The following is a 22422-nucleotide window of genomic DNA, read 5'->3' on the forward strand; positions in this document are numbered from 1 at the left end:
CCTTACTTATCTATTCATAATCTTCTTCATCATCGATTTCTTCGTAATAAGCATTCCCATTACTTACATAAATAGGGCCATTCGCAACATCAATACGTAATACCCATGCCCATGGCACAGCTAAACGCTTATGTATTGCTCGCCAAAAGCTCATTGATTTTCTTTCGTACTCCTGGAACTCCTGAAGTAACTCTTTATAGGAGGAACCGTCTAACTGAATATTTGCTTCTAGCAAACGAGAATGGGCATAGTACTGCAGCTCTAGTTCAGCAGCAATTTCCATTTCTTCTTCTGTTGCCATACCAATAATTGTTCCATCTGCTGGTGCAATTTCATATACGTTGTGAACTTCAATAAGCCCTTCTTTCTCTTTCTCAAACATGTAAACAGCCTCCTTTAACATATATTTTTTATGTTACAAAGTCATACTTCTACAATAACTTCTCTCTTTCCTCTTTTTTTGATAAACTTTTACAAAATACTTAACCGATGACCTGTTTTCTCTATTCTTTCAGCAGAAATGAAACGATTTTTATCAAAATTTAATTTATACACATCAGGCATATGAAGTGTTTTCCAAAACTCCAAATCATATTTCGAATTAAAATAATTCATTAGTAATACCATAATATTCCCATGCGTACCTATTACAATATTCTTACCTTCATATTTTTTTAATATATTTTGTATACATATTACAGCGCGCTTTTGTGCTACAGTATTTGATTCTCCGCCTTCGTATGCAAAACTCCAATCTTTCCACACATTCTGCATAGCATCATTAAAATTTGATACTGGCTCTGTGCTCAATAATCTTTCACGCAAATCTTCTTCAGTTTGTATTGATAATTTATATGTATTCGCAATTCCTTGTACAGTTTGGATTGCTCTTTTGTAAGGACTAGAAATAACAACATCAATATGTTTATCTTTTAATAAATGCGTTACATTTTCTGCATCACAGTGCCCTTTGTCAGATAAAGGTCGTTCCCGTTCTTCTTTTGTATATGTAGAATGGGCATGGCGAACGAAATATATTGTTGTCATTTTTCAACCTCCTTTCTTATTTTCCATCTATATTCAATAATAAGATTGGAAAATCCTGTATTACAAAAGAGCACTTTTCATAAGTGCCCCTTTGTTTACATAATAAAATTATTTCATTATAATTTATTTCTGAATTTCTCACTTATGACAATATCTCGAATAAAGTAATCCATATTACTTAGAAGTTTTTCAAATGCTTTTTCACTCAAATTGTTCATCATAAAGACAATCTCAATCTTATTCCCTTTTTTATCAGTACCATAGAAACTATTTGTTAATACAAATGCCGTAGAACCACCTTTCTGTCCAGCAAATTCGAATATACCCTCTCCTACGGTTCCTTTAAATATATTCTCAACCTCACCTTGCATTTGTGGTGTAAAATAATTTCTGCTATTTATCTTTTCCAATAAACTCATGTAATCCTTAGCATTTGCACCTATAAACCGATCTGACCAAATACGCTGAAAATCCATATCGGCTTTTAACGATATCTCGCGTTTTGTCCATTCTTTCTCGTCTTTCATCCATTCATGTATTTGCCATACATGCTTAACATATTCATCATTAGACATATTACGTAGCTTGTCCAATGCTTTATTTTGAGGAATATGCAGTTCTTTTTCAACATAGCCCCTCATATATAATGCCCCTGTATACGTTGGATAAAATTCATCGTGACTATTTAAGCCTAACTCTTTCAAACTTTCATTTATCCGCGCTGCTCCAAGCTTGTCCAATAAATATGATGCATTCGCATTCGAACTATAATGGATCATTCCTTTCACTACTTCTTCTAAAGAAGTTTGACCACCCTTCACTAACTCTTTACCTTTTACATCATCTAGCCATGCAGGGTGTGCACCACCATCAGTATTTTTCACATAGTATTTTTCTAATTCTTTCAATGAAATTTTCTCGTCTTTTCTTATTTTTCCTTCAGCTACTTGCTTAGCATATTCAATTGCTATAACGATTTTCGACATACTTGCTAGCGGTAATTTTTCTTTTTCATTTATTGATGTCAATGTTTCACCATTTCTTTTAACAATTAAAGAAGTTGTTTTATCATCCTTATGTTCTTTTATGTAATTTAGCACATAATTAGAGTCTTCTTTGGAATTGACATATTCCTTCACTGAAAAGAAAGCTATACAGCCTACTATAGTAATTCCAGCTATAATTCCAACAACTTTTAATCCCCTCATGATACTCCCCCTAAAATAAACATATTATATATTATACTAAATAAATTTCCCTTTTTAAGTAATAATTAGATTATTTATACAAAAACACTTCTTTTCTTAAACAACAAAAAAACATGCCTTCATTAGGAAAGCACGTTTTGTGATATTCTTCACATTGTTTAGTTAAAAAATAAATGTTTACTTACCATGATGTAACATTAAATCACTAAGTTCTTCTTCAATGTGATTTAATTTCGCAACGCCTTCTTTCCATTTATGAATATAACGTGAAACCCCAACGAAAAACAAAACAATAATTGTGGAAAGAATAATACCATATACGATTGCTACAGTACTCATAGTTACACTTCCTTATAATTAGTAATGTGGTTATTAGTTATATTTTTATTATAAACCTTTTTCTTTTAAAATACTTCAATTTCAACTTTTTGTAACAAAATTGATTTTTCTAACATTTCGTTCGTGAAAATGGCATATTTTTCACAAATTATACAAAACTTCACCATATGTACTATTACCATATGAGTTATATTATTAAATAGAATAAAGGGGATGATATACTATGACGACTTGGTTTATTGTAATGTTAGTTGTATTTGGAGCATTTAAAATTATCGTTTCTAGCCTTCCTAACACTGTTATTGAATCCATTATTAGCAAGTACGAAACACATCCAAAACTTGAAGAAGAGAATGTGACTATTACAATTCACGGAAATAACGTAGAAGGCGAACAGAAATCAAAAATTATTCATGATTTTAACGAAGGTTTATTTTTAGATCGCTATTATGCACCACCACACAATGAGGGTACGCCTTTAATTATCAATGCAAAACGTGGCAAAAAGAATTTTACATTTTATATTTATAGTCACGAGGAGCATGTTGATGTTGTAAAACAATATAAAAAGAAGGTAGTTGCTTATAGTTTACGCTCTAAAAACCTTCAAAATAGTGATATGTTCGTGTCAGCTGACTTAGCTTAATACTCATATATTGGAAAAAGGAATCCACGAAATATGGATTCCTTTTTTCTCATTTACTGAAAAATAAGCTCTGTCTTCAAACTATCTTTCGGTAACAACCAGCCTTTTTTCTCTAAACTCGCCATTAATAATTCCCTTTGCTTTGTCGCAATACTTTCTTCATTTGTTTTAAATGACACTTCTATTACGAAGTCATCTTCTAATTTTCCGGTATTACTTAATGGCCAAATTTCAATATTTGCTTTTATGTTTTCAAACTCTCCTGTATATCGTTTCATTAATACAGGACCGTAAATACGGGAATTCTTTAACATTTCTTCTCCCCAATTTGTATACAACCATTTGTTCATTTTCCCTGGTAATTTTTCTATTAACATGTTTTGAGCAGCTTGTTCATTTGGTAAATCAAGTATCCCATATCCTTTAGCGCTGTAACTTTTCTTATTTGAAATGCTTAATGTTTTCTTCTCAAATCCCCAATCTATTTCCGCCTCATAACTATCCGTATTACTATCGAATCCTTCTTTTTTAGCTACTTCTAGTGCATCTTGAATTACACCATTTGGAATAGGATATCTTTTTTTATATGTTAATTCAAAATATTCACTAAATTCTTTCTTTCGAATTCTAGCAAACCAACCTTCCTCGCTTAAACTTTTATTCGCAGTATCTAAAAATTGCACTTGTATTCTTTCATATTTTGTACCAGCCTGGAAATGTTCTAGCACCTCTTGCTTCATCTCTTTGTTATCACCTAATACTTGTTCTGGCTTCAATAATAACTTTACTTCAAAACTAGGTTTCATTGGACTAGCTGCAAACCCTTCCTTAACGTTATAAAGGAAACAACAAAAGAAAATGCTTACGAATACAAATACTTTTTTCATATACCTATCCCCTTTACATTTCAAATGACTTCTATACGTTCCATTGCAAGTGAATATACATTTTCATACCCTGCTGTACTTAGCTTTTGTTGTAATCGATCCGTATCCTCTTTCAAAGCGTGCACTAACACCGTATGTTCTGGTAATAATGTATTTAGCATCTCTTTAACGTCTCTTATACTTTGGTGAACTTTATACGGAACTCTCTTCACCCTACATGTACTCCTTACATGTTCTTTCATAACTTTTTCTGCAAAACTCCCTTTCGCAATATGCCCAGTAAAAATAACGGCATTCCGTTTTTCATTCCGAAGTTGTTCATAGTATAACTGTGCTCGTTTCGTTTGCATATTCGCATCACTCATTACAACTATTCCGTAACTATTTTGCATACTAATGTCATTATCCATAACTATTATGTTTCTTTTTAAACTCTCCATAATCCATTTAAGTTCTTCATTATTTTTTATCCAACCTTTATATATGAACATCTCTTCAAATCCAGCCAAAATTTCTTTATCTACTATAAGCGGAAATTCTTTATATCGTTCATATAAATACAATACTATATCTTGCGCCCTACCAAGTTGTGGCAGCGGTAATAATGCTATTCCTTCATTTTGCATAACTCGTTCAATTTCTGCACATAGATCGTCTAATCTTTCATTTTGCGAAACATCATCTGTGTGATAAGCGGCATCTACAATTGCAACTTTTATATTGTGGCCCAATTTCTCAGGTAAATTAGCTCGTAGTATGTTAGACTCTGCTGAATAGTCGCCTGAATAAAATACGTATGTATTACACATATCAACTAAAAACCAAACCGCTCCTAATACATGCCCACTATACCCCCACTGAAACCGCAATGTAGGAGTAATTTGTAACCATTCATTTGGATTGCTAATCTCATCAATACATACATAATTTAAATCTTTTATATGTTGGTCGCTATAAGGTAAATTCCATCCTTGCATTACATTATAGTTTCTCCATTTTTCATAATATAACGGCAGTTGCTCCTTCGTATAACGAGTCGTCCAAATTTTTTTCTTATAGCCATACTTCGCTAATAAAGGTAAACCCATCGTATGATCTTCATGAATATGTGATAAAAATACCGCATCTAAAAATGGAACAGCTTCTCTCTCTATTTTTGGATAACCATCCTCATAAGATCGATTAATACCACAATCAAATACTATTTTCGTCTCTTTATTTTTTACAAAATAGCAAGAGCGACCGTATTCTCCTGCTCCTCCCCATACTTCCACTCTCATCATGCTACCCCTTTTCGCTTTTGCTCCATATGTTGCAGCAGTAATAAGCACATTGTTGTAAGTCCAACAGAAACAACGGCCATCGCCATTCCTATAGATACTTCACCCTGTTCAAATTGAGCAAAAATAAACGTTGCTGACGTTTCTACTGATGGAGGTAATACGAGAAGTGATGCTACTAACTCTCTTATTGAAATTGTAAATGTCATCGCCCATCCGGCAAGAATGCCTGGGATAATAAGAGGCAATATTATTTTTCTAAAAATATAAATATAATTTCCAGAAAAAATACTTCCTGCCTGCACGAGAGAATCATCAATTTGTCCGAGTGATGATTTTACATATTGCACCGTGTAAGGTAAAAACAGAACAACATACGTTACGATAACCATGATTGGTGTATTATAAATTGACATAGGCATATATGGTGAATTCCAAAATAGAATAAGACCTACAACCATAACGATTCCTGGTACCATATTCGGTAACATACCGCACATATCAAGCCATTTTTCAGAGGTTTTTTTCCCCTTTCGAATCATAAGTGCCAAAAAGACTCCAATCATTACCGCAATAATCGCTGTTACGAGTGAAAAAAGAAAACTATTCCATAAAGCCTCTAATCCCGGAGACCCCATTGTAAACAATGCCTCATAATGACTTGTTGTAAAGTTATTTACATGTAAACCGCCGCCTCTTAATTTTGAAAAAGAAGCAATAAGTATAGAAAAGTATGGAATTCCAATTGATACGATTAATAAACCAATTACATACATCCATGCTACAACGCGCGTAAATATAGACAAAGTATATCTTTTAGATTTCACACCTTTTCCACTAACCATTGCATATGAATACTTTCGATTCAATACATTTTGCATATACCAAATGAGCATACAAGCACTAAGTAATAAAGAAGATAATGCTGTTGCACTACTGAAATCAATTGGCCAACTCGAAATAAATTTATGAATTTCTGATGTTAACACGTGGAATCCTATTCTACGTCCGAATGTAGCCGGTGTTCCAAATTCAGCAATCGTCTTTACGAAAATGAGTAAAGCACCCATTACATAACTTGATACTAATAACGGCAATATTATTTTTCTTAAGCGATAGAAAAAACTTCCGCCATGAACTGCTGCAGCTTCTTCTTTACTACTCCCAATCTGAAGTAACGTGTTTTTCAGCATGAAATAAAGGAATGGGAATAAATGCAGACTCATAATTAATACCATACCTCCTAAACTAAAAAACGATGATGAAACTGTCTTTAGCATCGGGAAAAATTGTTCAAAATAGCCGTTAGGTTGCATGAACAAAATCCAGCCCATCGATCCAATATACGGCGGTGTCATAAATGGAATCATAAAAACAATATCTAACTTACTATACTTTCCTACATCTGTTTTGCTCATAATAAATGCCAATGGAAATGCAAATATTGTAGCACCTATTACAACGAGTGCACCTAGAAGCATCGAATTTAGAAAAATCCCAGCTAATCCACCACTCTGCATCACTTCAAAAGGCTTTAAAAAATTCCAACTGCTATTTTCATATACACTAGAAAATAAAATAAGAAAAAGTGGAATGACGATTAACATCGCCACAAGTAATAACGCTACCGTCATTCCAACTTGTCTTACTGATACGAATCGATTTACCATGGAATCACCATCTTATTGAAATACTTTCTTAAATTGTTTTCCTATTTCATCTTGCTCTTTCTCAACTGTTTTCCAATCAATATTTAATACTGGAATCTCTTCTACATTTGGTCTATTTTCAGCTTTTATATCTGTTCTACCAGGCAATAAATACGCTTTAGAAACTTGTTTTTGTACATCATCGGATAATAAATAATCAATAAACTCTTTTGCACCTTCAACATTTTTACTATCCTTCATAATCCCAGCTACACGTGGGCTAATAACTGTTCCGCTTTTTGGATATACAATGTCAACAGGTTCACCCTTTGCTTTTGCGCTATACGTCATATAATCAACACCCGCAATGACCATATCTTTCGCACCTGTTACAACTGGGTCTAACGCTTCCTGATTTGCTCCTGCTACTGTAACTTCATTTTTCTTAAGCTGCTCAAATAAATTCCATCCATCTTGTCCATTCTTTTTCACGTATCCTGTTACAAAGTCTAAAGCTGAACCTGAAAGTGCTGGATCTGGAAGATTCACTTTCCCTTTCCATTCTCCTTTCGTTATATCGCTCCAATCTTCAGGCGCTGTCTTCACATTTTTTGTATTGTACACAATCCCTAATGCTGAAGCACTATACCCGAAATAATGGCCTTTATCATCTGACCATTCAGAACGCAGCTTATCAGCTTGTTTCGCCTCTTTATAAGCTAACGTTTGACCCTCTTTCTTTAATCCTTCCATCGCTGGTAAGGAAGCGAGTACGACAACGTCAACGACTGGATTTTTCTTTTCAGCTTCCATTCTCGCTAAAATTTTACCAGTTGTCCCTTGAAACATTTCCACCTTTATACCAGTTTTCTTTTCAAAGTCTTTTTGAATTTTTTCTGCTAACCCTTTTGGCCCTGCACTATATACAACAATTTTCTTTTCATTCGTATTTGTACTTTTTGCATCTGCATTACCCTTTGAACTACAACCTGTTACTACAGCCGAAAATAATAAAGTACATACAAATAAAGACTTAAGCGAACTGAATTTCTTCATACGATTCTCCCCCTATATGATGAATACATTTTTTTGGCACATATAACGATACTGGTTTCCCGATGCTTAATTTACTATTGTGATAAGCTGTCCATATTCCGAGTGCCCCCATGTTTACTTTTATTTCATACCGTTCTCCTACATATGTAACGTGCTTAATTTCACCTGTATACATTTCGCACACTTCATTTTTCGTCCAGCTCACATGCTCTGGACGAACCATTTTTTTACCCTCTACAAGCCAATTCGCCTTACCAACAAATTTGGCAACAAATTCATGAGACGGTTTCACATAAATATCTTCGGGTGTTCCTTTTTGTAATACTGCTCCTTGTTTCATGACAATAATTTGGTCTGACATTGACATTGCTTCTGTTTGATCGTGAGTAACATACAGTGCAGTTAAACCAATGGAATGAACGATATCCATAAGCTCTATTCTCATTTCTTCTCGCAAAATTGCATCGAGCGCACTTAGCGGTTCGTCAAACAAAATAAAATGAGGTTTTGTTACAATTGCTCTAGCGAATGCGACACGTTGTTGCTGTCCACCAGAAAGTTCGTGTGGATACCTTTTCTCCATACCTTGCAGGCGAACTCGCTTTATTGCATCTTCTACTTTTTCTCGTAAATGATTCGTTTGCTTTGTAGCTCTTAAACCAAATGCAACATTTTCAAAAACAGTCATGTGCGGCCATAAAGCAAAATCTTGAAATACCATACCGATATTCCGTTCATGAGGAGATGTCTTTATCTTTTTTGTAGCAGAATACATGCACTGGTCTCCAAAATATATTTCTCCCTTATCCGGTTCTTCAAGTCCTGCTATCATTCTAAGTAAAGTCGTTTTCCCACATCCCGAAGGTCCTAAAAGTGTAGTGAATTCCCCTTGTTTCATTACAATCTGCAACGGCTTTAACGCTTGTGTTTTTCCAAATGTTTTTTCTAATCCATTAATTTTAATATCCATCGTCTCACCTCTCTCCCCTCATTCTTAACCTGCTTTCATTCTATATGGAAGATTTATACTTAATGTTAATGTACTGTAAAGATTAAATTAAAAAACTTCTAATAAACTATTTATTTCTATAGATTTTTTCTATAGTTAAAATAAAAAAGGCGGCAATTCATAATGAATCTCTTAAAATTAGAAATTGTAGTACTTATTAAGAAATACAAAAAGCTTACAATCGTTGCAGAAAAACTTGGCGTTAAACAACCAACTATTACTTTTCATATAAAAAGCTTAGAAGAAGAACTCGGTGTGTCTTTATTCGAATTACGTTCTGGAAGGTATTTCTTAACAGAGGCTGGTGAGGCTTTGCACCATTATGCTTGTAAAATAGATGCACTTATGAAAGAAGCTAGACGTGTCACGCAAGAGTTTAAAGATTTTCATAAAGGCGCTATAACAATCGGCGCTAGTTATGTACCAGCGACTTATCTTTTGCCAGCAGTCGTTCATCAATTTCAATGTGAATTTCCCAATATAAAAATAACGCTACTAGTTAAAACCGCCCCTGAAATTCGAATGATGCTACAAAATCACGAAATCGATCTTGGGATAATTTCCGCTGCTCCATTTGATGAACCACTTTTAAAACAAACGAATATAATGCCCGATACACTTGTTCTTGCTTTTTCCAAAGAACATCATTTTTCAAAGAAAGACAATGTATCGTTACAAAATATAGAAAAGGAACGCATACTATTGCATCGTAATCCATCTACAACGAGAGACTTACTTACACAATGGACGTTAGCGCACAACATTACATTCCAATCAGAAATTGAATTAGACTCATTAGAAACGATGAAACAAATTTTAAAATATGGTAATGGAATTGCCTTGATTTCTAAACTGGCTATCGAACAAGAAATACAACGAAATGAGCTATGCTATATACCAATCCCTGAATTTGAATTTCAGCGTAATATTTATACGATTCATCATGAAGACAGATGGAATTCTAAAATCATTTCTTTTTTACTACAGAGCATCACTACATTTGCAACAAAAAATTAAAAGGCTGTCGTTATGCACGACAGCCTTTCAAACTATAAATCTATTTATTTTTCTTTGCCTCAATTTTTGCTTGCGCCTCTTCAGCCTTATCTAATGCTTCTGATACTTTCTTCTCTTTTTCTTTCACTTCATCTATACTATCGACAGCTTTAATAATTTTATCGATTCCCTCTTCTTCTACCTTTCTACGCTTTGCCACTCTTTCATTTACTTTCTCTTCCACATCTTTTGCTTTTTGAAGCATATTCTCTGCATTTGATATTACAGCTTTTTCAAGTTCATCATCTTTTTTCTTTTGTAACACTTCATTTGCAATGTCTTTCGCTTCTAAATACTTACCGTCTTTTAATGCTGTTGCTCCCTGATCCATTTTCTCAGCAACTTCTTTATATGATTTCGCTTCATTTCCTGATTTCTCTTTTTCTGCTTTTTCGAACCACATTGTTGCATCACTATACTTTTCATCTTTCAATGATTGCATACCTGTTTCAATATATGTGTCATAATTGCTACATCCAGCCATTACGACTAATAGAAAAAGCATAACAAAACTTAATTTTTTCATGCTGTTGTCTCCTTTTCTTTGCAAGCTCACTTTACTTTAACATACATGAAAAAGAGTTTCAAAAACTAAAATACTAATTTAGTCATTTTTATTTTATTAAGTCACATTTCCTTTTAGACAGACACATCCACTTGCTTTTTCATTACATGCTTCTTTACTCCTACTAATACAACTAACAATAAACCTACGCCTAATGTCATCATAACAATGCTAGTTGGCAACATATCTAATAATAATCCATACACAATCATACCGAGCGGTGCGATTGCAGTAGAAATTGTTTCAAGTAAGCCGAAAACGCGTCCTAAATAACTTGGATCTGTCGTCTTTTGCAAATGTACTTGCATCGGGATATTTACAACCATCATTGATATACCAGTTAACATCATAAAAGCGATATAGTAAATAAAACTTGCTACTTTCGGGATGGTGACTACTAATGGAAACACTGTACATAAACTCAAACTCGCAAATAAAAACAACCCAATATAAACAGAGCGAAACGGATCATTCACTTCTTTACGTACTGATAACGCAATTGCACCAATTAACATCCCAACTGCTAACATTCCCTCTACAACACCGAGTTGTTTCGAAGATAGATGCAAATTTTGAACAATAATATATGGAAGTGAAACGAAAAGTGCACTCGCAAAAAAGTTTACCCCTACTGCAATTTTCATTAAACCATATATTTCATGCTGTCTTTTCACATATGAAAACCCTTCTTTTATACTCGTCAAGAAATGCTCTTTACTTTCAGCCTTTTCTTTTTTGTATAAATCAAATACGATAAACAATTGCACAACAACCGCTAAAAAGAATGTAATGCTATTCAATAGGAAAAACGATTTAATTGAAAAGAAACCAAATACAACTCCGCCAATAATCGGTGCTAAAATATTTGATAAAGATGCTGCCGTCTGGTTCAAGGCACTCGCTTTTTGAATACGTCCTTCATCTACTAAACTTGGAATAGATGAAGTTAATGAAACAGAGTAAAAACTCGCACAAATTGATAATAATGCTGCTGAAACATAAATAAACAGAAGTGATGGCCCAAAAGTAGTTGCAAGGATAAACATAATAAACATTGTTAAACTACTTAACAAATCGGTACCGATGACAAGCCATTTTCGATTGACGCGGTCAGCTACAGCACCAGCAATTGGTCCACAGATTAGCCTTGGAATCGATCCACAAATAAGCGTAGTTGCAAACCCCATTCCTGAACCCGTTGTCTTTAATACGTATAATCCCATTGCAAACGTATAAATACCGGCTCCTAGCAAAGACGTCATTTTCCCAATCATCATTAAAATAATATTTCTCGTTGCAATCTTCATTCTTGAATCATTTTGTCCTATACTTATATCCCCCATTTTTGACACTCTCCCCTTAAAAGTTAAATTGTGTTAAACTTATTATATAATTAACTTTCCAATTTTTACAACAAAAAGTTTAATGACATTTAACTTTCTAACTATAAAGGAGCAATTATATGGCTACTCTCGGTGAAAAAATTAAAACGTTACGAAAAGAAAAAAAGCTTACTCAAACTGATCTAGCAGGTTCAGAACTCACAAAAAGTATGCTAAGTCAAATTGAAAATGGAAAAGCTACACCTTCTATGAAAACACTACAATATATCGCTGACAAACTTGAATGTGAAACGAGTTTTTTATTAGAAGAAGATGATGTAGAAATTGTAGGACTCATTCAACAAACGGAGAAACTAATAAAAGCAAACAAGTACGATGAAGTATATGAGGTTTTACTACCGATCGTTCAAAAAGAGCTACCTCCCACTTTGAATACTGCTCGTTTATATAAACAGTTTGTAACAGCTGCGGCTAAAATGAAAGATTACAATATTGAATATTACGTTGAAAAGGCTACTTCTATTTTTGAGAAATATACGTTATACCGGGATAGTACGGAAACAAAATTAAAATTATCCTTTACGATATTCACACGTAAAAAATATGCTGAATGTTTACAACTTATAGCTAGTATCCGAAATGACTATGATGAGAAACATTTAGAAATGGATCTCATTATACATATCGAATTATATTTATATGAAGCAATTATTTTTCTTGCATGTGGTGATTACGAACAATGTGAAAGTGTCATTTTAGATGCACTTGCATTTTCAAAAAAACATCAAGTGTATTATAAAACAGATGAATTTTATCGTATTTTATCTTATCAAAAAGTAATCACGGCTGATAAAGAACAATATTTACATTACATAAAAAAATCAGAGCAATTCGCCATTTTTACAGAAGATAATTTCTCTGCGGCGGTTATTGATCTTTTAAAAGCTTTCTACTACAACACAATTGCTAATGAATATACAATTGCATTAGAACATTTAGAACAATTTCGAGAAAAATTAAAAGATGAGCCAATTTTTCAAGATGATGGATCATATTATCTTGAAAAAGGAAAAGCTTTGTATGGTTTAAAACAATACGAAGAAGCTTTAAAAACATTGCAACGCGCTATCATACCAGATTATATAAACCATCCACTTGATCACGCACGGCTTACAACATCTGGGGCATATCGCGCTCTTTGTTATGTGAAACTTAATGATAAAAAAAGAGCTCTTGAAGAAGTAACAGAAGCATATGAAATCGTACAGGCCTATCCTGATTCCTTCTTCACTTCATTTATTAAAGAAACATTACAAATAATACAAAAACTTTAAGAATGTCTCTAAATGGTATATTATTCCTCTTTTTTAGCAAAGATAATAATGATGGGAGGAATATAAATGAATATACAACGTGCAATAGAGCTTTCTATGTCAGCAGAACAAGCCAATGTCAATTTTCAAGGCATGCCTGTTATGATTCAACACGTCGATGAAAGCAATGAAACCGCCCGCATATATGAAGGAAAAAACCCAGGACGCGAATTAACTGTTCCAGTTAATAGCTTAGAGGAAATATAAGAAATGCCACTTCTCTTTTGAAGTGGCATTTTTCTTCTTTCAGATTACTTATTATAAATTTCTTCAACTCTTTATTTTACATGAGCTGAAAAAATAAGAATTTTCTACTTCTTTTCTTTTTGTGACCTGCTAAAATACAAACTATGGATTAATTATTCGTACTATACATTAAGGAGGAAAAATAATGGCATCTAATTTAGAAAAAAACCAGCCTTATTATGCAGTTATATTCACTTCTAATTTATCAAATACTACAACTGACTATAATACCGTTGCCGAAGAAATGGAGAAACTTGCAAAGCAACAACCTGGATTTTTAGGTGTAGAAAGTGCACGAGGTAATTCTGGACTCGGAATAACAATTTCTTATTGGGAATCACTTGATGCGATTGAAAATTGGAAGAAGAACACCTTACATAAAGAAGCGAAAAAAAGAGGTCGTGAGCAATGGTATGAAAACTTCCACCTGCGTATTTGCCTTGTTGAGAAAGAATTTAAGTTTCATAGAGGTACTTTATAACTATGAAGGAAAAATTAGCTCTCGTTATTGTTCATGAAATATATGGTGTGAACGACCATATGCATCACGTTACCCAGCACTTTACTTCATCTCATATAGACGTATTCTGTCCTAATCTTCTACACTTACAACATGCATTTCATTATCGTGATGAAGAAAAGGCATATGAACATTTTGTAAATCATATTGGATTTGATGATGGAAAAAAGCAAATTGAAGAATTCATTTCTCATCTTTCTAGTAGTTATACACATATTGGACTTATCGGCTTTAGTGTTGGAGCTACCATCTCATGGCTATGTAGTAACAATCCGAAAATAGATTTTATTATCGGATGTTACGGTTCTCGTATACGCGACTATGTTCACATAAAGCCTACATGCGCTACATTACTTATATTCCCTGAAAAAGAAGCTAGTTTTTCAGTATCCTCTTTAATTCACACATTGCAGCAACAAAAGAATCCTTTATTAGAAATAAAACAACTACACGGTGAACATGGATTTCTAAATCCGTACACTGAAAAATATAACGGGCACTCTACAAAACAAGCATACAATTTAATAGATTCATTTCTTGTAAAGTGAAACTTCAATCAGTGGGGGGGGCATCCCCCACCTAATCCCTTTTCTTACGTTGAGTTTTAAGGTGTGGGTCTTACTGCCCATGCGTGATAAAAACAATCTTATACAGGAGACTCAAAATGACGCTGACATTACTCTTACTTGTTTTCATACTCATTGCCTTTATCTCAGCGCTAACTATCATTTTTAAAACCGTAAAAAAAGGGCTATTTTTCAACCGCCCCTACTTACAATCTATTATCGTTTGCCTTTTATTTTTTACTAATTGGATCTTATATGTAACAACTTTTTATTCGTTACTTCCCGAGAAAATTAGTGAGTTCCTATTCCTACCCATTTGGTTTTTCCTTTGTATTTTAGGTTTTATAACTTTCTGGCGTGAATGGGGAAATAATCGTGTATTCTCCATATGTATCGGTTTTCTTTCCTTGACTAGTTTTTTATTTGGATTATTGTTGTTAGTTCTTTCCGGGATGTAATAGAAGAAGGAAGAAAAGCCAACTTTCAACTTTTCTTCCTTCTATGTTTACCTTTAGTTTTCACTGTCACTGATTCACAAGGTGTATAATATATTTGAGGTGTCGCCTTATCAACAAACATCATAAACGTAATAAAGCCGATAATAAAGAAAATAAATAACGTTAACAAAATTGCTCCTATCGTTAAAAGTATCATAACACCACCCCTATATTTTTTATGTTATTACACTTTTCGCTATGATATGAGTGTAATCCTTTTTAGAAAAGGAAACGTAACAAAATAATCACAATCACTCCCGTTAATACTGTACCTAATAAACTACGAGTATATATCGCTACAAGAAATGTTGGAATTGCTGCAATAAGATAATCCCACTGCATCGTTTCATGCATAAATAAAACTTGTGCTAAAAGTGCTGCTAATATCGCAATTGGTATGTAATTTAACCATTTTAAACCCCAGTCAGGAATTTGTAGTTTGCTAAATACGAGTAGAGGTAAAATACGTGGCACGATTGTAACAGCTCCTGCTGCTAGTAAAAGTAATAATACATCTAATCTCATTTCCATTTTTCAATCAACACTCCAATCGTCGCAGCTAGTAAGGTTGCGATAATAACCGCTATACTATCTGGCATAAATAGGTGTGAAACGTATGCGATAATAATCGCTACAATTGCAACACTTAAATGAATTGCTAGTTTCGGTTTACTACTTATGAGCTGAAGAACAAATAATCCGATAAACATCGCTGGTAATGCATAATCCATGCCGTATGTATGTGGATCTGGTATCCACTCACCAAATAGCCCGCCAATGATAGTGGCAAGAATCCAATTTAAATACGCTGTTACATTAAGCCCTATCATCCATCTTTCACCTAAATATCCTTTTTGCGCTGCATGCTGCACTGCAACGCCGAAAGTTTCATCTGTAATTTGCGAACCGATGATTAAGTTTTTAAATAGAGGAATTTTCGTAAAGTACGGTGCAAGTGCAGCACTCATAAGAAGGTGGCGCAAGTTAACAAAAAATACAGTAAAAATAATTGCGGAAGCAGGAGCACCGGCTGCATACATACCAGCTAATATAAATTGGGCAGAACCTGCATAAATTAAAGTGGACATAAATGCAATTTCAATGATGGAGAAACCAGCTGTTTTTGCAATTACACCAGCTGCTATACCGATGCTCAAGTAACCAAATACAGTTGGTAAACAATCTTTTACTCCTTGCTGAAATGTATCGTCACTCTGCAAAGCTACATGTGCCTCAGCTTTACTCATCTCTATCATCCTCCATTCCTTCTAAAGTTCGTTTTCCTGTTACGACATGAACTAAATCTATATTTTCACGCCATAACGTATCTAACTTATCAGCTCCAAATTCCTTTGTGATTTCTTCAACCATAATATCGTGCCGCACATACTCTGTAGCAACGAGAACTAGCGCTGGGTCATACGTTGTAACGGCCCATGAAGTGCTATCATTTGAAAAGTTCGCAATTAATACTTCCTCTCCATCACGAGCAATAACAGTTAAATGACCACCCATTCTCTTTTCAACAACGTGGGGCGTCATATAATTATGGTGAAATGTCGCTCCTATTTTTGTTTCTGGAGCTCCAAATAAGATTGAAAATATATGTACGCCTTCCTCTTCCTTTTGATGAATGTATGGTTCAATTTCATGCACTTGATCTTCCCATACAGAAATCCATAACTCTTCCTTAGCTCTACTAATTATATTGCATATTTCTTTCAAAACACGATCATTTGAACGAATATGCGAAATTACATCAATCTGTCTTTCTTGTTCTAAATCATTTAATTTCTGGTCTAAAAACTCAAAGGACTTTTCAAAGTCTTTTCGCATTCGATTCATTAATTCGGTAGCTGGTACTGGTACATATTTAACTGGTTCAGAAGGTACAATATGCACCGCTCCTTTATCCATTAACTTACCGAGTACCTCGTAAATCATAGAACGAGGTACTCCTGTTTGTTTACTCACTTCATAGCCTGTTACTGGGGAATGTTTTAGTAGTCCAATATACGCTTTACATTCATACTGAGAAAATCCTAACTTTTGTAATTCCTTTATAATTTCATCCATCGGTAACCCCTCACAATCTAAATCGCCCTTACTTCAAAACGACGATTTTGCTTCCCTTTACTTTTTACTTTATCAATAACAAGTGTTCCTATTTCACTCGTATTTTTCACATGTGTGCCTCCACAAGCTTGTTCGTCTAAATTTTCAATTGTAACAATGCGGATTTCTTGGATAGTAGTTGGTAGGAGATTTATTGCTGTTTTAATCATTCCTACAGCATTTTCTGCTTCTTCACGGCTCATATAACGAGTGGAAATTTCTTTATTTTGCTTAATAAGTTTATTCACTTCCTCAACGATTTCTTCTACTTCCACGCTCGATAACTCTTGTAACTCATTAAAATCGATACGTGCTTTATCAGGATAAATTTGATTTCCAGTGCATAGAGCTCCATACTTTTCATAAACAACAGCTCCGATAAGATGCAGTAAAGAGTGATGACGTATTAAATTATGACGCCTTTCCCAATTTATCTCTAATTTAACTGGACCTAACTTTACTTGTGCTTCATCTTTTATATAGTGAACTATTTCTCCTTGCTCCTTCTTTACTTTTTCAACTTCAAATACAGACCCATCTTGTACAATGACACCCGTATCACATTCCTGTCCTCCACCAGTTGGATAAAAAACTGTTTCTTTTACAAATACTTTATTCCCTTCTACTCTTATCACTTCTGTTTCGCAACTCGTTTTGTATGCATCTTCTAAATATAATGCCGTTGCCATACTCTCACCTCTTTAGTAGTTATAGTTATACCTACTAATATAAAAAAGAAGCTCCGCAAAGTCAATTGATAATTCTGAAATTTTAAATTAATAAAAGACTCCTTTATTAGGAGTCCACTATCTCAATATTTCATTCGCTTCTTTTTCATAAATTTTATCAAATGACGTCATAACACGCTGTGATGCTTGGATCATCTTTTGATCTGTCATAAGATCTGCCATCTCTTTCGTCATATCTACATTTGAATTTTCTAGCATATGATTTTTTACTATTCCTGTTCCGTTCGGTAAATTAGCAATGTTTCCTTCTGCTAGTGTAAAGCTTTTGTTTTCACGTTGCACGAGACGTGCATTCGTTTCTGCATCTACTGTTTTTGTTTGCAAACGACCAATATTATTTTGTGTTACTTCATCATATAATGTACCGTCTGCTTGTACAGCAACCTTTGCTCCTTCTGGGATACGAATACGCTCATTATTCTCTCCCATTACGAAAGCACCAGATGACGTTTGTAAATAACGATCACTATTTAATGTGAAACTACCATCTCTCGTTAAAAACGTTTCATCATTTTTAGAAGTAACGAAAAATGATGTTGTGCCGGCCGCGCCGTCATCTAAAAAGAAATCTGTAGCGCTATTTGTCATTTGTATATTTCCTTGTACTAAATTCACATGCGTTGCAGCTGGTACTACAGCGTAATCGACCGAACCGATATTTGTTACCGCCCCATCTCCGCGGCGATATGTGTCTTGTACATCAAATACTTTAGACGTCATATTTTCTGCTTTAAATCCTGTCGTTTGAGCATTTGCAACGTTATTCGAATGAACATTAATGCGCTGCATGTAATTCATCATGCCCATAGAACCTATATAAAGACCGTTCATATTCGTTTGAATAAGGCAAGCGCCTTATTCTTCACCTCTTTTCTACGATGTTTGTAACATTTGCTTTGCTAAATGTTCAGCTGTAGCGATATGTATATTTTTCTTTATGTCTTGGCCATCTGTCATTAATACAATAGGAGCTGATGATACTGCTGGAATTTTCAACAATTCGCCACTACTTGCTGTTTCATCAAATTTCGTAAACACAATACCATCTATATGAATATCTTTAAAGTTTGTAATAATTTCAATCATATCTTTACTTTTCATTGAAGCTGATAACGTTAAACAAATATAATCTGGTTCTACTTGTCCCATCGTTTCAATCATTTCTTCCACTGTTTCTGACGTACGATAATTTTTCCCTGCTGTATCAATTAAAATATAATCGACGCGTGCTTCTTCTTTAAAATACGTAAGCGCTCTTGTAATTGCAGCTTCATCACGCACAGCAATTACTTCAGATCCAATTGTCTTTACGTTATCTTGCAATTGCTGCACTGTCCCTATGCGCGAATGATCGGTCGTTATAAAACCAACTGTTTTTTTCTTACCGTGAAATTGCCATGCCATTTTCGCAAGTGTCGTCGTTTTACCAACGCCAGTTGGACCTATTAATGCAATTGTTTGTACTTCTTTTTCAAAGACGTTTTCCGTATTAAAATGAGATTTCATATCTTCCAATATGTACCTGATAACTTCTTCTTCCGTAATCATGGTTGCATTTTCAAACTTTATTTTTAACTTTTCAGCATATGCATGAATGAAATATTGTTCCACATCGTTTTGTTCTAGCATCCGAATTACTTTTTGAATAATAAACGGTACAGATTCTTGATTTTCTTTCTTTGGAGCTACTTCTTCTTTCTTTACTGGAACGACTTGTTTCACAACTTTTTTCTTTTTCGTTACTTCCGTTTCTTTCATCGGTTTCACAACGACGATTCCTTTTTCAAACAGCTTTAATAGTTTCTCTTTTTTTCTTGCCCATTCTTCACTATTTCCTGTTTGCATCGCCGCGTATGACATAGAAGTCGTTACGTTTTCTAAATTGTGCAGTACTGATTGAATTCCATTCGCCTTCACAATTTGTTCTGAAGGATCATTCACAACATCCATTAATTGTTCATGAAATTGAGCTGTACCTTCATTCACTTCTTCCTGTTTTTCTTCTGGAAATGCAACTAACATTTCATAATCCTTTTTCCAAAAAAACGGTATATTTCGTTTTACACTTTCATCGACAACGTAATAATAATCTGTACCATATTGGTCAAATAACTTTCGATACAATTCATTTTTCGAAGCTGCTTTTATTCGCATTAACGCTTCTTTCTTTTCTGTACTTTCCATTACTTCACCCCCTACTATTCAATATAGGCAATTTGATCCACAACAATTTCTGGTGCTAATTCACTAATACAAAGTACTTGTGCTTCCACTTGATAACGTTCTAGCAGTCTTACAATCGCAAATCTAAAATCTTTTCTACGTGTTAATAACACTGGTTCTCTTCCCATTAAACGTGCTTGCTTAAAGACGCGCTGCACTTGCTCAACGACACGTGTTTCTAAATCTAAATCCCAGTTTAATAAGTAACCTTGATATGAATTATTCACAACATCCGCATCTAACTCGATTGAATCAGAGAAGAGCGCTGCATATATTTTTCCGTCCGGATTTTTCGCATTTTCACAAATAACTTTTGAAATACATTCACGAACAAATGATGTTACACCATCCACGTGGTTTTGATAAATTTCTTTGCCGTCAATAATACCTTCAATAATTGTTGGTAAATCACGAATAGAAATACCTTCTTTTAGAAGTTGTTTAATAACATTTTGAACAAGTGATAAATCAATTTCTTTTTTCTTAATCTCTTCTAATAGAACGCCATTATCATTTTCAAGCGAGTTAATTAAGTCTTTTACATGTTGGCGCTGAATTAATTCATGAAGATTACGTCTAACGACAACATCTAAATGTGTAATTAATATGCTAAGTGGCTCTAACACTTGATAGCCTTTCATTTGTGCATCTTGCACCATATGCTCTAAAATCCAATATCCATCTTCACCAAAAATTGGATCTTTCGCTGGCTCTGCATCTAAATCAGCCATTACGTTTGGTGTTTTCAGTGCTAATAAATAACCTGATTTTAAAACACCTTCAGCCGCCTTCGCACCTTTAATTCGAATAATGTAACGTCCGCGTGGCCTAAAGCTCGTATTATCTTTAAAGTTAATTCCAGGAACGTTAATACCAAGGTCAGTAATAATTGACTTCCTCATAAGAACAACTTTATCACGAGCTGTTTCCCCGTTAATTTTTTGCTTTACAAGTGCTGCTAAATCTAAACCGAGTTCTACTATAATTGGATATTTATCCGTAAATACTCCAAATGAATCTTCTACTTGTTGCAGTTGCTCATCTTCGCCTTGAATCATTTCTATTTCTTTTTGAAGCTCGTCTTCTTTTTCTTTCTTTATTCGATTTTTATTACGAATTCCTAAGAAGATAATTGTTCCGCCAACGAGTGCGAATGGTAGAAACGGTAGCGGAGTAAAAATACCCATTGCGATAAATAAACCACCGAGTGCATATACAACGACTTCATGTGCTAATAACTCTTTAAAGATACCTTCTGTTACTGTATCCGGTGAACCGTCAAATACACGAGTTACGATAATACCTGTTGAAATCGCAAGCATTAACGAACCGATTTGGTTTACGATTCCGTCACCGACAGTTAACTGTGTATAATGAAGAGCCGCATCCGCAAAGCTCATCCCTTGCTGCATCATTCCGACAATTAAACCGAAAATAATGTTTACGAATAAAATGACAATCCCGAAAATAACGTCCCCTTTAATGAACTTTCCGGCACCATCCATCGCCCCGTAAAACTCTGTTTCCATATTTAATTTTTTTCGTTTCGCTTGTGCATCTTTTTCTGAAATAATACGCTGGTTTAAATCAGCATCGATAGACATTTGTTTCCCTGGTAAAGAATCAAGTGTAAAACGAGCTGCTACTTCAGCTGTACGAGACGCACCGTTTGCAACAATAAACTGAAATATGATTAATACTGTAAAAATAACGATACCAATTAATAAGTTTCCGCCAATTACGAACTGACCGAACTCTTCAATAACATGACCAGCATTTCCATCTGTCAAAATCGCTCGCGTCGTCGAAACGTTAATCGATACGCGGAAAATCCCGATTAATAACAGCATCGTTGGAAATGACTTTAATTCATCCCACTCGTTAATACTTGTCGCTCGCATATAAATAAGCACTGACATACTTAGTAGAAAAACGATAATAATATCAAGTATAAATGGTGGAAGTGGAATTAAGAGCGCCACTACGAATGACGCTGCTAAAAAGATAGAAAAATAGGTTCTTGCAGAATCTATCTTAAACAAAGAGAT

At 34.3% G+C, this 22422-nt stretch carries 27 protein-coding genes; 7 read left to right on the forward strand and 20 right to left on the reverse strand.

The window, feature by feature from the left end:
- Positions 1 to 10: 10 nt before the first annotated feature.
- The 5 genes from B9A45_RS21340 to B9A45_RS21360 all read right to left on the reverse strand — a co-directional run bounded on the left by B9A45_RS21340 (position 11) and on the right by B9A45_RS21360 (position 2776).
- Complete coding sequence (locus B9A45_RS21340) at positions 11 to 382, reverse strand: hypothetical protein (protein WP_000461766.1); 372 nt, start codon at positions 380 to 382, stop codon at positions 11 to 13.
- Positions 383 to 471: 89 nt separating this feature from the next.
- Positions 472 to 1047 (reverse strand): histidine phosphatase family protein, encoded by a 576-nt coding sequence (locus tag B9A45_RS21345; protein WP_084064938.1) that lies wholly within the window; start codon positions 1045 to 1047, stop codon positions 472 to 474.
- A gap of 116 nt (positions 1048 to 1163) precedes the next feature.
- Positions 1164 to 2255, reverse strand: a complete 1092-nt coding sequence (locus B9A45_RS21350; RefSeq protein WP_084064941.1) for a serine hydrolase — start codon at positions 2253 to 2255, stop codon at positions 1164 to 1166.
- 177 nt (positions 2256 to 2432) lie between these two features.
- Positions 2433 to 2594: a hypothetical protein gene (locus B9A45_RS21355; protein WP_000108701.1), complete on the reverse strand. Its 162-nt coding sequence runs from the start codon at positions 2592 to 2594 to the stop codon at positions 2433 to 2435.
- Positions 2595 to 2659: 65 nt separating this feature from the next.
- The gene (locus B9A45_RS21360; protein ID WP_001987133.1) at positions 2660 to 2776 is read right to left on the reverse strand and encodes a hypothetical protein; all 117 of its coding nucleotides are present in this window, start codon (positions 2774 to 2776) and stop codon (positions 2660 to 2662) included.
- 41 nt (positions 2777 to 2817) lie between these two features.
- On the opposite strand from B9A45_RS21360, the gene B9A45_RS21365 reads away from it, so the two are divergent.
- Entirely contained in the window at positions 2818 to 3240 is a 423-nt protein-coding gene (locus B9A45_RS21365; protein ID WP_000214592.1) for a YfmQ family protein, read from the forward strand.
- A gap of 53 nt (positions 3241 to 3293) precedes the next feature.
- Here B9A45_RS21365 and B9A45_RS21370 read toward each other — a convergent pair whose 3' ends face one another.
- From B9A45_RS21370 to B9A45_RS21390, 5 genes are read right to left on the reverse strand one after another with little or no spacing between them, the layout of a single operon-like run.
- Positions 3294 to 4127: a hypothetical protein gene (locus B9A45_RS21370; protein WP_084064945.1), complete on the reverse strand. Its 834-nt coding sequence runs from the start codon at positions 4125 to 4127 to the stop codon at positions 3294 to 3296.
- A gap of 20 nt (positions 4128 to 4147) precedes the next feature.
- Entirely contained in the window at positions 4148 to 5410 is a 1263-nt protein-coding gene (locus B9A45_RS21375) for an MBL fold metallo-hydrolase (RefSeq protein WP_061655893.1), read from the reverse strand.
- Complete coding sequence (locus B9A45_RS21380; RefSeq protein ID WP_000248151.1) at positions 5407 to 7077, reverse strand: ABC transporter permease; 1671 nt, start codon at positions 7075 to 7077, stop codon at positions 5407 to 5409. Before B9A45_RS21380 ends, B9A45_RS21375 begins: the two co-directional genes overlap by 4 nt.
- 12 nt (positions 7078 to 7089) lie before the next feature.
- Positions 7090 to 8112 carry an ABC transporter substrate-binding protein gene (locus B9A45_RS21385; RefSeq protein WP_065704441.1) on the reverse strand — a complete coding sequence of 341 codons (1023 nt, stop codon included), beginning with the start codon at positions 8110 to 8112 and terminating at the stop codon, positions 7090 to 7092.
- Positions 8090 to 9082, reverse strand: coding sequence for an ABC transporter ATP-binding protein (locus B9A45_RS21390; RefSeq protein ID WP_000351800.1), 993 nt, complete (start codon positions 9080 to 9082; stop codon positions 8090 to 8092). The genes B9A45_RS21385 and B9A45_RS21390 overlap by 23 nt, the downstream gene beginning before the upstream one ends.
- A 162-nt stretch (positions 9083 to 9244) precedes the next feature.
- On the opposite strand from B9A45_RS21390, the gene B9A45_RS21395 reads away from it, so the two are divergent.
- Positions 9245 to 10138, forward strand: a complete 894-nt coding sequence (locus B9A45_RS21395) for a LysR family transcriptional regulator (RefSeq protein WP_061655896.1) — start codon at positions 9245 to 9247, stop codon at positions 10136 to 10138.
- 40 nt (positions 10139 to 10178) lie between these two features.
- Here B9A45_RS21395 and B9A45_RS21400 read toward each other — a convergent pair whose 3' ends face one another.
- Together B9A45_RS21400 and B9A45_RS21405 are read right to left on the reverse strand one after the other, a co-directional pair.
- On the reverse strand, positions 10179 to 10703 hold the full coding sequence (locus tag B9A45_RS21400) for a COG3014 family protein (protein WP_000736440.1): 525 nt from the start codon (positions 10701 to 10703) through the stop codon (positions 10179 to 10181).
- A gap of 113 nt (positions 10704 to 10816) precedes the next feature.
- Entirely contained in the window at positions 10817 to 12085 is a 1269-nt protein-coding gene (locus B9A45_RS21405) for an MFS transporter (RefSeq protein ID WP_000502489.1), read from the reverse strand.
- A 119-nt stretch (positions 12086 to 12204) separates the two neighbouring features.
- Between B9A45_RS21405 and B9A45_RS21410 the strand changes: the two genes are divergently transcribed.
- The 5 genes from B9A45_RS21410 to B9A45_RS21430 all read left to right on the forward strand — a co-directional run bounded on the left by B9A45_RS21410 (position 12205) and on the right by B9A45_RS21430 (position 15248).
- The gene (locus tag B9A45_RS21410; RefSeq protein WP_084064949.1) at positions 12205 to 13419 is read left to right on the forward strand and encodes a transcriptional regulator; all 1215 of its coding nucleotides are present in this window, start codon (positions 12205 to 12207) and stop codon (positions 13417 to 13419) included.
- Between the two features lie 66 nt (positions 13420 to 13485).
- The gene (locus tag B9A45_RS21415; RefSeq protein WP_084064953.1) at positions 13486 to 13665 is read left to right on the forward strand and encodes an H-type small acid-soluble spore protein; all 180 of its coding nucleotides are present in this window, start codon (positions 13486 to 13488) and stop codon (positions 13663 to 13665) included.
- Between the two features lie 184 nt (positions 13666 to 13849).
- The gene (locus B9A45_RS21420) at positions 13850 to 14185 is read left to right on the forward strand and encodes an antibiotic biosynthesis monooxygenase family protein (RefSeq protein ID WP_084064956.1); all 336 of its coding nucleotides are present in this window, start codon (positions 13850 to 13852) and stop codon (positions 14183 to 14185) included.
- A 2-nt stretch (positions 14186 to 14187) separates the two neighbouring features.
- On the forward strand, positions 14188 to 14772 hold the full coding sequence (locus tag B9A45_RS21425) for a dienelactone hydrolase family protein (RefSeq protein WP_084064959.1): 585 nt from the start codon (positions 14188 to 14190) through the stop codon (positions 14770 to 14772).
- Positions 14773 to 14888: 116 nt separating this feature from the next.
- Complete coding sequence (locus tag B9A45_RS21430) at positions 14889 to 15248, forward strand: hypothetical protein (RefSeq protein ID WP_002133070.1); 360 nt, start codon at positions 14889 to 14891, stop codon at positions 15246 to 15248.
- Positions 15249 to 15273: 25 nt separating this feature from the next.
- Here B9A45_RS21430 and B9A45_RS21435 read toward each other — a convergent pair whose 3' ends face one another.
- The 8 genes from B9A45_RS21435 to flhA form a co-directional block, all read right to left on the reverse strand.
- Entirely contained in the window at positions 15274 to 15444 is a 171-nt protein-coding gene (locus B9A45_RS21435; RefSeq protein ID WP_000602236.1) for a DUF3951 domain-containing protein, read from the reverse strand.
- 62 nt (positions 15445 to 15506) lie between these two features.
- Positions 15507 to 15818 carry an AzlD domain-containing protein gene (locus tag B9A45_RS21440; protein ID WP_000425938.1) on the reverse strand — a complete coding sequence of 104 codons (312 nt, stop codon included), beginning with the start codon at positions 15816 to 15818 and terminating at the stop codon, positions 15507 to 15509.
- The gene (locus B9A45_RS21445; protein WP_000029963.1) at positions 15809 to 16534 is read right to left on the reverse strand and encodes an AzlC family ABC transporter permease; all 726 of its coding nucleotides are present in this window, start codon (positions 16532 to 16534) and stop codon (positions 15809 to 15811) included. Before B9A45_RS21445 ends, B9A45_RS21440 begins: the two co-directional genes overlap by 10 nt.
- Positions 16527 to 17363, reverse strand: coding sequence for a TrmB family transcriptional regulator (locus tag B9A45_RS21450; RefSeq protein WP_084064962.1), 837 nt, complete (start codon positions 17361 to 17363; stop codon positions 16527 to 16529). Before B9A45_RS21450 ends, B9A45_RS21445 begins: the two co-directional genes overlap by 8 nt.
- 17 nt (positions 17364 to 17380) lie before the next feature.
- Positions 17381 to 18091 carry an alanyl-tRNA editing protein gene (locus B9A45_RS21455; protein ID WP_084064965.1) on the reverse strand — a complete coding sequence of 237 codons (711 nt, stop codon included), beginning with the start codon at positions 18089 to 18091 and terminating at the stop codon, positions 17381 to 17383.
- 117 nt (positions 18092 to 18208) lie between these two features.
- The gene (locus B9A45_RS21460; protein WP_001013935.1) at positions 18209 to 18982 is read right to left on the reverse strand and encodes a flagellar basal-body rod protein FlgG; all 774 of its coding nucleotides are present in this window, start codon (positions 18980 to 18982) and stop codon (positions 18209 to 18211) included.
- Positions 18983 to 19024: 42 nt separating this feature from the next.
- Positions 19025 to 20335, reverse strand: a complete 1311-nt coding sequence (gene flhF / locus B9A45_RS21465) for a flagellar biosynthesis protein FlhF (RefSeq protein WP_084064968.1) — start codon at positions 20333 to 20335, stop codon at positions 19025 to 19027.
- A gap of 14 nt (positions 20336 to 20349) precedes the next feature.
- Positions 20350 to 22416 (reverse strand): flagellar biosynthesis protein FlhA, encoded by a 2067-nt coding sequence (flhA, locus tag B9A45_RS21470; protein ID WP_000472534.1) that lies wholly within the window; start codon positions 22414 to 22416, stop codon positions 20350 to 20352.
- Positions 22417 to 22422 lie beyond the last annotated feature (6 nt).

The sequence above is a fragment of the Bacillus sp. JKS001846 genome (genome assembly GCF_900176455.1).
In the GTDB taxonomy this organism is placed as follows: domain Bacteria; phylum Bacillota; class Bacilli; order Bacillales; family Bacillaceae_G; genus Bacillus_A; species Bacillus_A cereus.

Bases quoted from the DNA above. Each gene is read 5' to 3' on its own strand.
- B9A45_RS21340 (WP_000461766.1), bottom strand. From the start codon at position 382: ATGTTTGAGAAAGAGAAAGAAGGGCTTATTGAAGTTCACAACGTATAT.
- B9A45_RS21345 (WP_084064938.1), bottom strand. From the start codon at position 1,047: ATGACAACAATATATTTCGTTCGCCATGCCCATTCTACATATACAAAA.
- B9A45_RS21350 (WP_084064941.1), bottom strand. From the start codon at position 2,255: ATGAGGGGATTAAAAGTTGTTGGAATTATAGCTGGAATTACTATAGTA.
- B9A45_RS21355 (WP_000108701.1), bottom strand. From the start codon at position 2,594: ATGAGTACTGTAGCAATCGTATATGGTATTATTCTTTCCACAATTATT.
- B9A45_RS21360 (WP_001987133.1), bottom strand. From the start codon at position 2,776: ATGGTAATAGTACATATGGTGAAGTTTTGTATAATTTGTGAAAAATAT.
- B9A45_RS21365 (WP_000214592.1), top strand. From the start codon at position 2,818: ATGACGACTTGGTTTATTGTAATGTTAGTTGTATTTGGAGCATTTAAA.
- B9A45_RS21370 (WP_084064945.1), bottom strand. From the start codon at position 4,127: ATGAAAAAAGTATTTGTATTCGTAAGCATTTTCTTTTGTTGTTTCCTT.
- B9A45_RS21375 (WP_061655893.1), bottom strand. From the start codon at position 5,410: ATGATGAGAGTGGAAGTATGGGGAGGAGCAGGAGAATACGGTCGCTCT.
- B9A45_RS21380 (WP_000248151.1), bottom strand. From the start codon at position 7,077: ATGGTAAATCGATTCGTATCAGTAAGACAAGTTGGAATGACGGTAGCG.
- B9A45_RS21385 (WP_065704441.1), bottom strand. From the start codon at position 8,112: ATGAAGAAATTCAGTTCGCTTAAGTCTTTATTTGTATGTACTTTATTA.
- B9A45_RS21390 (WP_000351800.1), bottom strand. From the start codon at position 9,082: ATGGATATTAAAATTAATGGATTAGAAAAAACATTTGGAAAAACACAA.
- B9A45_RS21395 (WP_061655896.1), top strand. From the start codon at position 9,245: ATGAATCTCTTAAAATTAGAAATTGTAGTACTTATTAAGAAATACAAA.
- B9A45_RS21400 (WP_000736440.1), bottom strand. From the start codon at position 10,703: ATGAAAAAATTAAGTTTTGTTATGCTTTTTCTATTAGTCGTAATGGCT.
- B9A45_RS21405 (WP_000502489.1), bottom strand. From the start codon at position 12,085: ATGGGGGATATAAGTATAGGACAAAATGATTCAAGAATGAAGATTGCA.
- B9A45_RS21410 (WP_084064949.1), top strand. From the start codon at position 12,205: ATGGCTACTCTCGGTGAAAAAATTAAAACGTTACGAAAAGAAAAAAAG.
- B9A45_RS21415 (WP_084064953.1), top strand. From the start codon at position 13,486: ATGAATATACAACGTGCAATAGAGCTTTCTATGTCAGCAGAACAAGCC.
- B9A45_RS21420 (WP_084064956.1), top strand. From the start codon at position 13,850: ATGGCATCTAATTTAGAAAAAAACCAGCCTTATTATGCAGTTATATTC.
- B9A45_RS21425 (WP_084064959.1), top strand. From the start codon at position 14,188: ATGAAGGAAAAATTAGCTCTCGTTATTGTTCATGAAATATATGGTGTG.
- B9A45_RS21430 (WP_002133070.1), top strand. From the start codon at position 14,889: ATGACGCTGACATTACTCTTACTTGTTTTCATACTCATTGCCTTTATC.
- B9A45_RS21435 (WP_000602236.1), bottom strand. From the start codon at position 15,444: ATGATACTTTTAACGATAGGAGCAATTTTGTTAACGTTATTTATTTTC.
- B9A45_RS21440 (WP_000425938.1), bottom strand. From the start codon at position 15,818: ATGGAAATGAGATTAGATGTATTATTACTTTTACTAGCAGCAGGAGCT.
- B9A45_RS21445 (WP_000029963.1), bottom strand. From the start codon at position 16,534: ATGAGTAAAGCTGAGGCACATGTAGCTTTGCAGAGTGACGATACATTT.
- B9A45_RS21450 (WP_084064962.1), bottom strand. From the start codon at position 17,363: ATGGATGAAATTATAAAGGAATTACAAAAGTTAGGATTTTCTCAGTAT.
- B9A45_RS21455 (WP_084064965.1), bottom strand. From the start codon at position 18,091: ATGGCAACGGCATTATATTTAGAAGATGCATACAAAACGAGTTGCGAA.
- B9A45_RS21460 (WP_001013935.1), bottom strand. From the start codon at position 18,982: ATGAACGGTCTTTATATAGGTTCTATGGGCATGATGAATTACATGCAG.
- flhF (WP_084064968.1), bottom strand. From the start codon at position 20,335: ATGGAAAGTACAGAAAAGAAAGAAGCGTTAATGCGAATAAAAGCAGCT.